This window comes from Oleiphilus sp. HI0080, from assembly GCF_001635135.1.
This window is the reverse complement of record NZ_LWFU01000251.1, coordinates 1-382: the sequence shown is the minus strand read 5'-3', so window position 1 is coordinate 382 and position 382 is coordinate 1. Positions and strand designations below refer to the sequence as shown.

At 45.0% G+C, this 382-nt stretch carries 1 pseudogene; it reads right to left on the bottom strand.

Annotated features, from left to right (window positions below):
• Positions 1-240, bottom strand: a pseudogene (locus A3751_RS02685) (ribulose-phosphate 3-epimerase); the annotation flags it as partial.
• Between the last annotated feature and the right edge of the window lie 142 nt (positions 241-382).

Here is a 382-nt window from a genome sequence, read left to right as displayed (position 1 = left end):
CTGACCAATCAAATCATCGACCGGCTGCACCATAAGATGGACATCAATAGGGGCTGTAATACCGTATTTTCTGAGTGCCTGACAAACCATTGGCCCAATCGTGAGATTTGGTACATAGTGATTGTCCATAACGTCAAAGTGGACAATATCCGCGCCAGCACTTAAAACGTTTTCAACTTCTTCTCCAAGTCGAGCGAAATCGGCCGATAAGATGGATGGTGCAATCTTAAAATCAGGCATAGTTACCTCTTACAGAATTTTTTGGGTGTTCGCGCGCAATGTATGCAATCGCTAGACAAATAACAAGCAGCCTTTTATCGACCATCATTGTGCTCTGCCTAATTACGTTGAGCTCGGCGCTAACCATCGCAGAAGAAGTGGC